This is a genomic window from Desulfosalsimonas propionicica (genome assembly GCF_013761005.1).
GTDB lineage: Bacteria > Desulfobacterota > Desulfobacteria > Desulfobacterales > Desulfosalsimonadaceae > Desulfosalsimonas > Desulfosalsimonas propionicica.
This window is the reverse complement of sequence record NZ_JACDUS010000008.1, coordinates 95,394-109,707: the sequence shown is the minus strand read 5'-3', so window position 1 is coordinate 109,707 and position 14,314 is coordinate 95,394. Positions and strand designations below refer to the sequence as shown.

9 protein-coding genes are annotated in these 14,314 nt (G+C 54.4%); all 9 read right to left on the bottom strand.

The window, feature by feature from the left end:
- Nucleotides 1–59 precede the first annotated feature (59 nt).
- The 9 genes from HNR65_RS13065 to HNR65_RS13025 all read right to left on the bottom strand — a co-directional run bounded on the left by HNR65_RS13065 (nucleotide 60) and on the right by HNR65_RS13025 (nucleotide 14,081).
- Nucleotides 60–944, bottom strand: coding sequence for a dihydropteroate synthase (locus tag HNR65_RS13065; protein WP_181551956.1), 885 nt, complete (start codon nucleotides 942–944; stop codon nucleotides 60–62).
- A gap of 63 nt (nucleotides 945–1,007) precedes the next feature.
- Nucleotides 1,008–2,351 (bottom strand): acetyl-CoA decarbonylase/synthase complex subunit gamma, encoded by a 1,344-nt coding sequence (acsC, locus tag HNR65_RS13060; protein ID WP_181551955.1) that lies wholly within the window; start codon nucleotides 2,349–2,351, stop codon nucleotides 1,008–1,010.
- Nucleotides 2,352–2,439: 88 nt separating this feature from the next.
- Nucleotides 2,440–4,674: an acetyl-CoA decarbonylase/synthase complex subunit alpha/beta gene (acsB, locus tag HNR65_RS13055; protein ID WP_181551954.1), complete on the bottom strand. Its 2,235-nt coding sequence runs from the start codon at nucleotides 4,672–4,674 to the stop codon at nucleotides 2,440–2,442.
- A gap of 91 nt (nucleotides 4,675–4,765) precedes the next feature.
- The gene (gene cooS / locus HNR65_RS13050) at nucleotides 4,766–6,796 is read right to left on the bottom strand and encodes an anaerobic carbon-monoxide dehydrogenase catalytic subunit (RefSeq protein WP_181551953.1); all 2,031 of its coding nucleotides are present in this window, start codon (nucleotides 6,794–6,796) and stop codon (nucleotides 4,766–4,768) included.
- A gap of 130 nt (nucleotides 6,797–6,926) precedes the next feature.
- Nucleotides 6,927–8,489 carry an acetyl-CoA decarbonylase/synthase complex subunit delta gene (locus HNR65_RS13045; protein WP_181551952.1) on the bottom strand — a complete coding sequence of 521 codons (1,563 nt, stop codon included), beginning with the start codon at nucleotides 8,487–8,489 and terminating at the stop codon, nucleotides 6,927–6,929.
- Nucleotides 8,490–8,787: 298 nt separating this feature from the next.
- Nucleotides 8,788–10,740: an ASKHA domain-containing protein gene (locus HNR65_RS13040; protein ID WP_181551951.1), complete on the bottom strand. Its 1,953-nt coding sequence runs from the start codon at nucleotides 10,738–10,740 to the stop codon at nucleotides 8,788–8,790.
- Between the two features lie 124 nt (nucleotides 10,741–10,864).
- Nucleotides 10,865–13,045, bottom strand: a complete 2,181-nt coding sequence (gene feoB / locus HNR65_RS13035; RefSeq protein ID WP_181551950.1) for a ferrous iron transport protein B — start codon at nucleotides 13,043–13,045, stop codon at nucleotides 10,865–10,867.
- The gene (locus HNR65_RS13030; protein WP_181551949.1) at nucleotides 13,038–13,277 is read right to left on the bottom strand and encodes a FeoA family protein; all 240 of its coding nucleotides are present in this window, start codon (nucleotides 13,275–13,277) and stop codon (nucleotides 13,038–13,040) included. The genes feoB and HNR65_RS13030 overlap by 8 nt, the downstream gene beginning before the upstream one ends.
- An 87-nt stretch (nucleotides 13,278–13,364) precedes the next feature.
- Nucleotides 13,365–14,081 carry a transcriptional repressor gene (locus HNR65_RS13025; protein ID WP_181551948.1) on the bottom strand — a complete coding sequence of 239 codons (717 nt, stop codon included), beginning with the start codon at nucleotides 14,079–14,081 and terminating at the stop codon, nucleotides 13,365–13,367.
- Nucleotides 14,082–14,314 lie beyond the last annotated feature (233 nt).

Sequence of the window (14,314 nt, the reverse complement as noted above, 5' to 3'; positions counted from 1 at the left end):
GCCCTGCTCCCGAAAAGGGAGTCAGGGCTTTTTGATTTTCAGAACAAAATCCGGAAAAATTACAGCTCAAGCCAGGAATCGGAATAGAGCTTGCGGCCGAGGATCACGTCCACGGTCTTGACATAGTCGGCCAGTTCTTTTTCATACTGGCTGGCATCTACGGGCTCGTCCATGGCTTTTTGGATCACGTCCACGATTTCCGGATGTTTTCCCTTGGCAATGGCGGTCAGTTTTTCATCCAGGGGATCGGAAATCACAGAATACATGCCGTAGCGCTCCAGCATGACCATGTAGGTCTGATTCAAAATGGGGCGCAGATAAGCCGGCGGGCCGTTGGAGATATTGGACAGCCCGCAGGTGCTTTTGGCGCCCGGGGCGATATCCTGAAGCATCATGTAAAAATTCATCAGGCTCACCAGCTGTTCCTGCTGAATGTTGACCGGGGTGACAATGCCGTCGACCCAGATCTTTTCATTTGCAATGCCCGCTTCATTGGCTGCATACAGCAGTTCCACGCACAGTGCCGCCCGCTCGTTTTCATCCCGGGGCAGGCCTTCCGGACCCCACATCAGGGCGATGAAATCGGCATTGTACTCTGCGGCAATGGGCAGCATTTTTTCGTACCGCTCGGGCCGGGCCATGATCGAGTTGATCAGGGGCGGCTGAGCGGTGGCCTTATAGACCTTCAGGCCTTCAGCAATGGCATCAATATTGGAAGTATCCAGGGCCAGGGGCAGTTCCGTGACTTCCTGCACGGTCTTGACCACCCAGGGCATCAGTTCGGTGCCGTCTTTCTTGGCCGGGCCGAGGTTGATGTCAATATAATCCATCCCCCGGGCTTCCTGGTCCTTGACTTCCTCCTGGATGGGGGCTGGGTCCCGTTCCTTTAATGCCTTGCCAATTTTCTTGGACATGACATTCAAACTTTCGCCTATCAACTGCATGGAGAACCTCCCTTTGTTGGTTCTGCGTCCGGCACAGACTGCGGGTCCGGGCCGGATTCTCGGTTATTGTCTCTGCTTCAGGAATGCCGGAAGGTGCGGGGCTTCCCGCGGCCCGACCGTTACGGTCCAGTCCGGAAGCTCTTCTTCGATCTCACCGGTAATGGAAGCGGCATAACCGGGAATAATGAGTTCCTTGTTTTTGACCTTGTCGGCAATGCCGCATTTTTTCACAAACATGCCCACATCATCGCCGGCAAATTTTCCGGCCGCCCACGCCGTTAGCACGGACAGGCCTTCGGTGTCTTTGACCAACAGCCAGGCCGGAACCTTGCTGCCTTCAATCTCGCCGGAGACAATAAAATAGGTCAAAGCAAAGTTGGTGGTGATCAGCACCGGTGAATTCTCGTCCGGATTACCGATGGGGTAGATGTCTTCCACCACTGTCATGGGCCGCTGCGGGTCAGTGAAGATATTGAGCCGTTCGAGCAGCAGGGCAAACAGGGATTCACTGGCAAAATCCGACATCACGCAAATGGCGCCGTACTTGGCAATGAACATGGAGGCCAGAAGCGTTTCCATGTCCAGATTGGATGCCATTTCGCACGGAAATACAATGGTGGGATACCCAACCGAGCGGTTGCTCTTTTTCAGGGCTGCCCGGCGAATGTTGACCTGGTCTTCATAGGCCTTCTTGACATCCCTGGATCCGGAATCAATGACGATCTTTTTAAACCCTTCATCCCTAAGCTTGTCGGTCATCTCCATGAGGCCTTCCACGGAATCGGCCTTGATGGTCAGGGGAAGGTCGTTTTCCTTGGCCAGTGCGGAGAAATCGTCAAAATTATCCTTGGTGGCTGCATAAATCAGGGGATTTTTAAACTTGCAAACCTCCACGGCGGCCTTCATCACATCGAGATTTTCCGACATCAGGATGAGGTTGAATTCCGAGTTTTCAGCAATCTTTTTGGCCTTGGCGGCAAATGCGTCGGCATCGCCGTTGGCGTCTTCCAGGGCCACAAGCTCGGGCCGCAGGGTAAAGCCCACGCGCTCGAACTGGAAGGCATTCCATACCTTGAGTTTCTGGTCCAGTTCCTTGTCATCCATGTCTGACTTGATCTTGCCGGCCAGTGCAGTGGGATTGAAAAAGGTTTTTTCGTGGCGGTACTGAACGGTTTCGCCGCCCACGGTTCTTGCCCGGACCCCTTTGCCGATCTGAACCGGCAGAATCGGGGGGGCCGATGCTTCGGCCAGCTGCTCGCGCGCCTCATCAGATACATACGGGCAGGCGTCGAGTTCGGCTTTTCCGGAAGCAAGGTTCATTGCAAAGGCAAGACACGTGGGAGCCCCGCATTCCTTGCAGTTGGTCTGCGGCAGCAGCTTAAATATCTGAATTCCGGTGAGTGCCATTTTTTTCTCCTCGCTTTACGCTATCCTGTCATTATAACCGAATCAGAACCGGGCCGCTGTCTGCGGCCCGGTTCCTTGTCTGCTGTCATCAACCCACGACGGATTCCAGCTTCAGCGCCGGATGATCCTTTTCCTTGAGAAATTCCATGACTTCCTCTTCCGTGGTGCCAACGGTCTCATCTGCGATCTTGTCATAAAAATCCGGAACACCCAGTTCCTTGGCCCGGGAATCAATCCGGTCCTTGATCTCTTCTTTGAGCATCTTGGGCATCCAGACGATTCTGAGCAGTCCGCCTTCGTCCATATCCGGCGGACCGTCGCCGCGGATGAACTTGCGCTGGGTGATGTTGAACTTGGAATGGCCCACAAAACCCGGCGATTTGGCACCGCCGCCCATGACACCGGCCAGGGTAGTAAACTTCATACCGCATGGGGTGTCTCCGGTATATTCCCGGTTGACCGTCATAACCCCGTTACAGGTGGGCAGCACCGCAGCGATGCACTCGCAGCACCCGCACGTGGTCATGGGATCATAAACAATGGAGTAGAAGTTGTAGCCTTCCACCGCACCGCGGGATGCCTGCTTGACAAACTCATTGACCCCTTTCCACTGACCCAGGCGCGGATCAATTACTTCACCCTTTTTAATTGGCTGGTTGGGGCCTGTGGGGTTGATCTCGTAGGAGGCCTTGCAGTCCATCCAGTTATAAGCGCCGCACAGACCGGTCCGTTCCGGGGATACCGAGCAGACGTGATTGGGCGCAAAGGACTGGCACAGGGTGCAGGAGTAGTAAGTTTCCACATCCTCGTCCTTCATGTTCTCCACCCGCTCGTCGCGCTGCTTGTACTCGGCCCGGGCGCGTTCTGTCATCTTTTTCACGTCGTCCTTTTTGGTATACAGGGTCACCTGAATCTTATCGAGGACCTTGCCGAAATCCTGATGCATCTTGGCATGGAGGACCACGCCGATGTCCTTTAAGGTAAAGCCCTTTTCCACGGCCGCCTTGCTCACCCGGATCCAGGAAATGTCGCGCTGACCGATATGCATAACGCCCTGGATATAGTTGATCAGGTGATGGATCTGGCGTTCCAGGATGGGCTCAAAGTCCGCCTGGAACTCCCGGCCGGCGATCTGGACGTAAATGCCCAGCGGCAGGGTGTCGCCTTCGCCGAGATCCGGGATATCCTTGCCCACCACCTCGACCTTGCCGTCTTCGATCTCCTTCATGTCAGCCATTTTCACCAGCTCGGTGCACTGTGTCTTGCCGCCGCCCATCTGGGAATGCAGGTCTTTTCCGCGCACCCGCTCGCCCTCGTAGGCCGGACCGAAGGAACAGGGGATATCGATCTGGGATACCTGCACTTTCAGGCCGCGGACTTCCACGGAGCGCTGAACGATCTCGTCATGGGGAACATTGGCCACCACATGCTCGTAGGTACAAATGCCGGTGGGCAGAATTTCCGGGATATCCGTGTCGGCCAGGGTGGGAAAACCCCAGTTGACGCATCCGGCTGCAGCCACGCCCCATTCGGTTCCAATGTCGCCCAGTGCGTTGACAAATGCAAAGATCCGGTCTTTGTTGTACTTGAGAATCTTTTTGTAGTCGCCCGGCTGCAGACCGCCAAAAGCCATGGCCGCACGGTTGGCAAACCCGAGGGCAAACACCGCAGAGGAGATATCCGGCCCAAAGGGCACGATGCGGGTATTCCACCCGACCTGAACGTCGGCTTCCAGGAGCTGGTCAATAATGGAAATACCCCGATGCTGGGCCGCGCAGAAGATGTAGAGATTGCGTTTCTGGTATTCTTCCACGATGTTCTTTGCGATCTCCGGGCTCGGGGCCGCGCCAACGATGGCGGCAAAACCCGGGGCCGAGCCGTCGACAAATTCCACGCCACGCTTGCGAAGTACAATGTCGTCTGCCGGGCCCAGCCAGACTTTGCCGTTTTCAATATCCGGATCTTCATGCGGATAGTAGAAATCCGGGTCCTTGACAATCCGCAGGGCCTCCTTGATTTCATAGGCCAGGATGGCCGCCATGCCGGCATCCAGCAGGGGGCCGAGAAACGGCAAATGATGCTTGCCCTTGATATGGGGGGGCAACAGCTTGCGGGCAAATTCCAGCGGTTTTCTCATGTCCTCAAGCGTTTCCACCTTCAGCCCGGTCAGCGAATAGATGACCGGCAGAAAATACCCGGTATTGGGAAATTCCACCTTGGTGGAGGCGTCATAGGACTGCAGGGTTTTTTCCAGTTCCCCTTCCACCTGGGAGACAACTTTATAGCCGCCCTGAATGGCAGCAAATGCGATCAGTTTAGACATACGGTCCTCCTTCGTTGAGGATTTGGTGTTGCATCGTCATCAGAAATATCTTTTGAGATCAAGTCTCTTGTATCCGTCATCCCAAGGCCTTTTATGCTTCGAGCTTCTGGCGGTCGGCCATGTCCATAAGCACCCGCTCCCGGGCCTTGTCAATGCCCAGGGCCTTGCGCTTGGAGTCGATGTGGGCGATCATCTTGTGGGCGTGCTTGATCGGATCAATTTCCAAATCCCACATGCCGCCGTACATTTTCTCCATTTCCTTGAACAGAAAATCCTGGAAAACCGGGGCGCCGGTGGTGGGGAACGTGACGCCAAACACCGTGTAAACACCCGAGGCCACAAAGTACTGACCAATGGAAATGGCTTTTTCACTCATCCATTCCGGGGCGCTTCCGGCAACAGGCAGCTCAGAGATATCATTGCCCAGACCGCCGGCATTGACCACTTCTGTGGCGGCCAGCAGAATCCGGCTATTGTCCACGCAGGAACCCATGTGCAGAACCGGCGGAATACCGACGGTCTCGCAAACCTCGGCCAGGCCGGCACCGCAGTAAACGCCTGCGGCCTCGGGGGTGAGCAGGCCTTCCATGGCGCAGGCAATGCCGTTGCAGCCGGTGGTCAACACGATCACATCATTTTTGATCAGTTCCTTGACAACCTGAATATGGCCTTCATTGTGACGGGTCCGGGCGTTGTTGCACCCAACCACGCCGGCAATGCCGCGAATACGGCCGTTGATGATATTGTCGTTTAAGGTGTAGTAATCCCCCCGGAAGGTTCCGCCCAGGTGGTACTGGATGGATTCCACACCGAATCCGGCGATCTGGGTGGCTTTCTGGCGCGGAATCATGACTTCGGCGCCGCGGTTTTCAAAGTTGTCAATGGCCATTTTCACGATGCGCTTGGCATCTTCCATGGCATAATGTTCGTCAAACTCAATGTGAATGACGTTTTCCTGCTCCATCTTGGCAATGGGATGGGTGGTGATCAGCTTGGTGTGAAAGCAGTTGGCCACATTGGCCACGTTTTGCATGATGCACTGGATATCGACGACCATGGCATCGCAGGCACCGGTGATAATGGCCAGTTCCTGCTGCAGGAAATTGGCTGCCGGCGGAATTCCGTGGCGTTGAAGGATTTCGTTGGCTGTGCAGCAGATACCGCTGAGCTGGATGCCCTTGGCCCCTTTTTCCTTTGCATAGTCCAGCATTTCCTTGGACTGGGAAGCCGCCACGATCATTTCGGAAAGGATCGGTTCATGGCCGTGGACAATCAGGTTGACATGATCTTCTTTCATCACGCCCAGGTTGGCCTCGGACTGCAGCGGATACGGCGTGCCAAAAAGGATATCCTGCAGGTCAGTGGCCAGCATGGAGCCACCCCATCCGTCGCCAATGGCAGCACGAACACCCTGTTTCATCAGGTTGCGGTAATCCTGGTCCACGCCAATATGGGTCCGGTGCATGATCTCCACGATTTCCCGGTCGATGTTTCTGGGCCTGACACCCTGTTTTTCCCATTTTTCATAAAGGGCCTGGGGCGCGCGCTTGAGATAAAACACCTCGCCTTCAGGTTTGCCCCATTCGGCCATGGCGATTTCGCCCACTTCCACTGCAACTTCATCCAGATCCCGGTCTTTGGTTTCCCCGTCGACTTCCACAGTGGTGGCCACGCCTAATGCTTCGGCTACCTGGACCAGTTTGACCGTGTCCTTGATTTGATAATCATTGGTTTCCTTACGGGCGGCGGTCAGAAAGACCTCAGCCACTCCCCGGCCGTGGTCGGAGTGGGCAGCCGCGCCGCCGGCGATCATCCGGATAAAGTTTCTGGCGGCAATGGTGTTGGCCGTGGCGCCGCAAAGGCCTTTTCGGGTGTCTTCCCCCTCGATGCCGCTTTTGGGCAGCGGCAGCCGGCAGGGCCCCATGCCGCAGTTCTTGCAGCAGGTACCCTGGGCACCAATGTTACAGGGCTTCATGGTTTCGGCGCGGTCAAAAACCGTTTCAACACCGAGTTGCTGGGCGCGGGCAATGAGTTGCTGGGATGCAACATCAATGGTTGCTGCAATCGGATCGGCTAGTTTTTCCTTTTTCGGAGCAGCTTTTTTTTCTTTTTCTTCTGCCATTAGAGGTTCCTCCTCTTGTTGCTTTTAAATTCGGCAAGTATGCATGTCGCGCCGGTGTCGGGCATATCAGCGGGTCTTTCCGCCATGGCGCAAGATGTATTGGATGCCTTTAAATACCATATTTTTATCTTCAGACTCTCCGGTGAATCCGGTCCAGTCTTTCCACAATTTTGTCCAGGTGGGATTTCTGTTCCTCTGCCGGGCTCAGGGCTTCGGGTTTTTCTGCCGCGGCCTCGCGCTTCTTGTGAAGCTGCTCGCGCTCCTTGGCCCGTTTTTCCAGCAGTTTTCTTTCTTCTTCGTCCCGCTTGGCCCGCTCTTCGGCTTCGGCCTTTTTCTTGGCCTCTTCCTCAGCCTTGACCTTGGCTTCGGCATCGGCCTTGGCCTTGGCTTCGGCTTCCTGCTTTGCCTTGGCTTCAGCCTCGGCCTTTTTCTTGGCGTCTTCTTCCGCCCTGGCCTTGGCTTCAGCCTCTGCCCTGGCCTTGGCTTCCGGATCCTCTGCCGGCTTGGCGGCCTTTTCCTCAGCTGCGGGCTTGGGCTCTTCTTTCTTGGGCTCTGCCTTCTTTTCTTCCTTCTTGGGGGCGGCCTTCTTGGGCTCTGCCTTCTTTTCTTCCTTCTTGGGGGCGGCCTTCTTGGGGGCGGCCTTCTTTTCCTCTTCGATCTTCAAATCCGGCTCAGGCGACATTGCGGCATAATCAATGTCCACATCAGCCAGCTGCTTTTCGATGGGGGCCACGTCGCTGGCGGCTCCGCCTTCCATAATCAGCTCGATGAAGCTTTTGACCATGCGAATGGCCTCGGGATGCCGCATAATGAGAATGTCAGAGCCGGCCATCAGGTAGGTCACCGCGCCCACCGCTTCCATGAGAATGCCCCGGCGCTCGGGATCTCCCAGTTCCGGGGCGTCGTCCATACTCTGATTGGCTTCCTTGCAGCGCCAGACTTCGTTTGCGAGATTGTTGACGATGGGATACTGCAGCTTGTCATCACCCTGCAGCAGGGCTGCCATGCGGATGCGCTCCATGACGGAATAAGAATACTCCATGCCGTAGCCCAGACCGCCGGTGGTGGGGTCGATAAGGATACGGTCATTGGGCACGCCAAGGTTTTCCAGCAGGATATTGACCTGCTTGGCCAGGTTGACGTCAATGGGCGAGGAAGAGATAATCGCATGGCCAAAGCCCATGGCGCTTGCACCGATACCCTTGTGATTGTCGTCTTCAACCGGACCGAGAACAAGGTTTTTGCCCTCGCAGGCCTCAGAGACCTTTTTGAGCACTTCCTCATCTTTCTGCACATTGGCCGTACCCCAGAGAATCAGCGGCACGTCAATGGCTTCGAGAATGTTTTTGACTTTTTTAACGATTTCATCGGGGCTGGCATCGTTCCCGTTGGGATCGGCGCTTTTGAGCTGCAAAACAATCATCTCCGCCCCGTACTGTTCCACGCATTTTTTGGCCCATGCCGCAGGATCACCCAGTACGTCCTCAAAGGGTTTCTTGGCCGCCTCTGACCAGTCTGTCGGCTCCATGTCCCAGATTTCCATTGCAATCTTGGGCTTATTGGGCATCTCCCCTTCGAACTTATAAAGCGGGAGACAGCTTTCGCCACCGACCGTTACGGCCTTGTCGCCTTTGCCGAGAGTAATCGGCCTGATGCTGCCTGCATAGGATTCTTTAAAGATTTCGAAGCCCAATGTTACCTCCTTATTCTTAAGCGATTTCAGTTGAAGCGGTATCCATTTACGATTTGATCACAATTTTCGATTTATTACTGCAAAACAGACAAAGCCTGCACGGCTCCTCTGTGTGATCGCCGGCTGCGCAATTGGGCCGATATCCTGCTTTATCGCGCAGGCAACACCCGGTGCCGGATTGTACGGGTCACCTTTTCATTCATACAGTTTTAAAAGATAAATTTAATATCAAAAAAAAACGTTTTGTCAATCATTATACAAGCTATTTTGTGGGTAAAACAGCTGCCACGCCCCTTGATCAACTCCCGAGCTGCCGGCGTCGTTCATCCATGCGTTTTTTTAATTTCGGAAACAGGCCCTGTTCGGTATGGGGCAGAAACAGTGCCGCAATATAATTGTCCATGAAGGACTGGGTTTCCGAAAGTTCAAAATTGGTCATCCGATTGACCGTAGCCACCACGTCACGGCGGATGCTGTTGGTCAGCGCGCTCATCCGGGCACCCATAAGCGAACCGTTACCGATAAAGGTGACTTTTTCCGGGTCGATTTCCGGCAGCAGACCGATGGTCATGGTTTTTTCCAGATCGATATAGCTGCCGAAGCCACCGGCCATGATAATGCGGTCCAGATCGTTGATCGACAGGCCGACCTCGGACAAAAGGGTTCGGCACCCGCTGTAGATTGCGCCCTTGGCGCGAATCAGGTTATCGATATCAATTTCGGTGAGCACCACGTCCCTGTCAATTCCAGAAACATCCTGCCAGGCCAGAACGTATTCATACACCCCGTCGACTTCCCGGATACGGTCTGTTTCCAGGTCCCGGTTGAATTTGCCCCGGTTGTCGATAATGCTCATTTCAAACATGGTGGCCACACAGGTGATCAACCCGCTGCCGCAGATCCCTTTGGGCCGGACATTGCCGATGGTCACATTCATGGGCTCCAGGGTCGCCGGATCAACGGAGAAGTCCTCTATGGCCCCTTCAGCAGCGCGCATGCCCAGCTTGATGCCGCCGCCTTCAAAAGCCGGGCCGGCCGAGCACGCGGCGCAAACCATCCAGTCCTTGTTTCCGATCACCACCTCGGCATTGGTGCCGATATCCATGTACAGGGTCAGTTCCTCGTCCTGATACATCCCGGAACCCATGACACCGGCCACGATATCTCCGCCCACGTAGCTTGAAACCTGGGGATAGACCAGGGCCGTAACATGATCCGGCACCTCCAGGCCGATCTCCACGGCCTTGAAGGCCGGATAAATATTGGCAGCCGGAACATAAGGCGACCGGCGGATGTATCGGGGATTGACCTTTAAAAACAACTGGGTCATGGTGGTGTTGCCGGCAAAGGTGATCGTGGAGATCTCTTCTGCATCAATGCCCGATTTTTTAATGATTTTGCCGATCACGGAGTTAATCGTGGATATAACAAGGGAGTGAAGTTTTTCCAGCCCGTCTCCTTTTTCCGCATACACGATCCGGCTGATGATATCCTCGCCATAGCTGATCTGGGAATTAAAATCCCCGTACTGCGCCAGAACCTCGCCGGAAATCAGGTCAATAACCTGGCCATAGATGCTTGTTGTGCCGATATCCACAGCAATGGCAAAATTGCGCTCTGTTGTATCGCCGGCATGAACACTGATGATTCTGTTTTTGCCGTCTTCGCGCACCGGCCTGGCAATGGTGGTGGTGACCTTGAAATCCGCTTCACGCGCAACATCCGGAATTTTGCGGATCACCGACAGGTCAAACTCCAGACGGTGTTCGTTGTGATCCTTCTGCAGGGCCTGAACCAGCCGGGTGACGTCGGCCTCATTGTCGGTTCCATCGGGCACGGGCATTTCCACGTAAACCTTGTCCACGGCCGGGACAAACATGCCCTTTTCCTTGAGGTCTTCCAGATTTAACTGCTTGATGCGTGCGGTTTTGCGGGCCGTTGCCTGCAGGTTCAGCACCTTGGCATCAATGTAGGATTCCGTGGGGATCCTTACGGTCAGGTCGCTTTTGACCTTTGACAGGCACGCCAGACGGTAACCCTTTTCCTGATCCTGCTGACTTAACTGCTCGGAAACCCCGCCTTCAACCTCACCGCTTTCAATTATCACCCGGCATTTTCCGCAGATGCCTTCCCCTCCGCAGGAGGCGTTGATGTGAACGCCCGCATCCATGGCCGCCCGGATCAGGCTCTGGCCTTCTTCCACGGTAACTTCCTTGTCGTGCGGCTGAAATGATACTGTATATTGTGTCATAACTTCTCCGATAATGGTGTCGCGATTTTTATTGCAATTCAGTTCTTGTTTACACATAACCCATGAGCAGTCCTACACGCAAGGATTTTGAGCATTAACCCAAAATCAGCACCACTTCTTTCGCTCATCCCACCAATAACCCGCCGCCCTGGTAAACAACAAACGAAGCCGTCCATGCCACCGCCGTGGTGTGGGCCACACTCAGAAAGGCCCACCGGACCGATCCGGTCTCTCTGGCAATGGCGGCAACAGTGGCCAGGCAGGGGATGTAGAGAAGGACAAAAACCATCAGGGACAATGCGGAAAGCGGAGTCATCCCGGAACGTTGCAATGCCCGACGCAGGGCCTCGGAATCGGTTTCGCCTTTTACGGCGTACAAAACCCCCAGGGTGCTGACCACGATTTCCTTGGCCACAAAACCGGTGAGAATCGCCACACTGCCACGCCACTCAATGCCGATGGGCTCAAAGACCGGACTCATCACCTGACCGATACGGCCAAGGTAGGATTTTTCGGCATGTTCCACCTGTTTTTCCCGCTGGAGACGATCGATTTGCTGCTGCTGCTGCTGTTTGAGGCCCTGCTTCTGCTGCGGTCCGGCATCGGCGATCTGCGCCGCATATTGCTGATTTACCGCCTGAATCCGGGCCTGGTAGTCCACATCATAATCGATATTTTTCGGATAGGCGGACAAAACCCAGATGATAATGGATCCCACAAGAATAATGCCGCCCATTTTCTTTAAAAACATCTTGGCCCGGTCCCACATGTGAATCAAGAGGCTTTTGAGCATGGGCACCCGGTAGGGCGGCAGTTCCATGACAAACGGGGCATCGGCTCCGGTGAGCAAAAAACTCCGCAAAAGCCGGCCCGTTAAAATGGCCACAGCAATGCCGGTGAGATACAGCAGGAATATCACGGTGCCGGCGTGGGCGGCAAAAAAGGTGCCGGCCAGCACGATATAAACCGGAAGCCGGGCCGAGCAGGACATAAAAGGGGTGATCATCACCGTTAAAATTCGGTCCTTGGGACTTTCCAGGGTCCGGGCCGCCATAATCGCCGGCACATTGCAGCCAAATCCCATGAGCATGGGGATAAACGATTTGCCGTGGAGCCCGATCAAATGCATGATCCGGTCCATTAAAAAAGCGGCCCGCGCCATGTACCCGGTATCCTCAAAAAGCGCAATGCAAAAAAACAGCAGCAAAATATTGGGCAAAAAAACCAGCACGCTGCCCACCCCGGCAATGACCCCGTCAAGCAGAAAACTTTTCACAACTCCCGGCGGCAGCATTGCATCGAGGCCGCCGGAAATCATCCCGATGCCGGCTTCCAGCCATTCCATGGGATAGGCTCCGAGGGTAAAGGTGATCTGAAACATTGCCCAGATAAAAAAAATAAAAATGGGGAATCCCAGAAACCGATTGGTCAGCACCATATCAATATTGCGGGAAACATCCACCCGCCGGCGGGTGGAGGATATCATCACCTCCTTGATAATACCCGCGATAAACCCATAGCGCTCATCTGTGAGCACAATCTCCGGTTCCTCATGGAACAAATCGGTCAACCGGGCCCGGAGCCGGCCCGCGGCTTCCATGAGTTCACGGCTGTCCTGGCCCAGAAGTTCATCCAGCCGCTGCCGGATTATGGTGTCATCTTCCAGCAGCTTGACGGCCGTCCATCGCCGGTCATAGGGAAAATCCGGCCCGGTGCGTTCTTCGATTGCAGTGCGGAGCTCAGCAATGGCCTTTTCTATATCGTTGGAGTAACGAACTTTTCGGGTTTCCGGGATACAGACATCGATTTGTGCGGATTCCACAGCCGTCTTCATCAGATCATCAAGGCCCTGCCCCTTGTTGCCCACGGTAAACACCACGGGCACGCCCAGCAGTTCGGAAAGTTTGGCCGCATCGATTTTATACCCCCTGGCAAGCGCCAGGTCTGCCATGTTTAAGGCAAAAATCACCTTACAGTTCAATTCCCGCAGCTGATTGGCCAGGTACAGGCTGCGCTCCAGGTTGGAGGCGTCGATGATGTCGATGACCACATCCGGATTTTCATCCAGTATGTAATTGCGTGCCACGATTTCTTCAATGGAAAAAGGGGTAAGACTGTAGGTGCCGGGCAAATCGACAATTTTTAAATGGCAGCCGAATTTTTCAACATCGCCTTCCTTTTTCTCCACAGTCACCCCCGGCCAGTTGCCCACTTTCTGGCGCGTGCCGGTGAGATGATTAAAAATGGTGGTTTTGCCTGAATTGGGATTTCCGGTTAGGGCGATTCTTATGTTTTTTTCAGCCATGGTCCGTCTCCAGGGGTTCCACGGTAATGGCCATGGCCTCCTTTACACGCAAAGAAACATGCATCCCGCGGGTGGTGAGCTCAAGGGGATCACGCAATGGCGCATATTTTTCAATATAAAATTTTGAGTCCCGGGTCAGTCCCATTTCCAGAATCCGCCGCCGAAGCCGCATATCCCCGCCTACGGATACAATCCTTCCGGACTGTCCCTCTCTCATCTCGCTCAAACGCATGCCGGCATTTTCTCCATTCTATATCGCATTGCCCGGGCCAATTCCAGTTTTGGGTCAGGGCATTGGGTTTGCTATCAGGTCCATAAACTATCGGGCGGCATCTGCGCCCTTCCCGGAATTTTTTCCGGCCTGCGGCTCCACGATAATTTTGCCGGCCAGGCCCCGGCCAAGTACGTAACGCTGATTGCCCGCTGCCACCACCACCTGGCCCCGGCCGTAATTGGTAATGATTTCTACATGGTCATCAACGCGCAGCCCCATGCTCATCAGGCGCAGCCTGGAACTGCTGCCGCCGGTCAATTCCGTTATCACAACCCGCTCTCCGGGCTTGGCCGCATACAGCGGCATCTGATGCATCCGTTGCTGCATGCAGTCAGAACAAATGCCGTACATTTCCAGGCGATGCTGGAGAAGATGAAATCCGTACGAATGGGCCACTTCCTGCTGCAGCGCTTCTATATGCTGATTTTCAAACTCTATGACCCGGCCGCACTTGGTACATATCATGTGATCGTGATGGTGGCCCAGATGCCGGTGCTCATACTGTGCTTCGCCGTTTTGAAAACGGTTTTTCCGGGCAAATCCGAACCGGCACATCAGCTCCAGGGTTTCGGTGACAAAATTTTCTGAAAACTGATCTCCGTGTTTCTCCTGCAGCTTTTGTTCAAGCAGTCCGGCGGTCACATGGCCTTCGATCTGCAAAAACGCGTCAAGAATCTGCAGGCGTTTATCAAGATGATCAATCTGCTCCTGGCGAAACAATTTTTCAAACTGCTGTCGCTCGTACTTGTGAACATGTGCCATCGGGGGTCCCTGCCAATATGGTTTCGTTGAAAACAACGCCGAATTCAAAAACTTTCCATTAATACAATCAGGTCGACATTGTCAATACTGCCAAACATTTTTCATTGGTACAATAATAAGTTGCCTGGTTCCAAAGTAAAGACGGTTTTTTCATGGACCTGCCTGAAGAATATGGTATAGTTTCCTGCCAGAAAGACGCTCCGGTGCAAATACAATCAAACCGGCCCGGTTCC

Bases quoted from the DNA above. Each gene is read 5' to 3' on its own strand.
- HNR65_RS13065 (WP_181551956.1), bottom strand. From the start codon at position 944: ATGCAGTTGATAGGCGAAAGTTTGAATGTCATGTCCAAGAAAATTGGC.
- acsC (WP_181551955.1), bottom strand. From the start codon at position 2,351: ATGGCACTCACCGGAATTCAGATATTTAAGCTGCTGCCGCAGACCAAC.
- acsB (WP_181551954.1), bottom strand. From the start codon at position 4,674: ATGTCTAAACTGATCGCATTTGCTGCCATTCAGGGCGGCTATAAAGTT.
- cooS (WP_181551953.1), bottom strand. From the start codon at position 6,796: ATGGCAGAAGAAAAAGAAAAAAAAGCTGCTCCGAAAAAGGAAAAACTA.
- HNR65_RS13040 (WP_181551951.1), bottom strand. From the start codon at position 10,740: ATGACACAATATACAGTATCATTTCAGCCGCACGACAAGGAAGTTACC.
- feoB (WP_181551950.1), bottom strand. From the start codon at position 13,045: ATGGCTGAAAAAAACATAAGAATCGCCCTAACCGGAAATCCCAATTCA.
- HNR65_RS13030 (WP_181551949.1), bottom strand. From the start codon at position 13,277: ATGCGTTTGAGCGAGATGAGAGAGGGACAGTCCGGAAGGATTGTATCC.
- HNR65_RS13025 (WP_181551948.1), bottom strand. From the start codon at position 14,081: ATGGCACATGTTCACAAGTACGAGCGACAGCAGTTTGAAAAATTGTTT.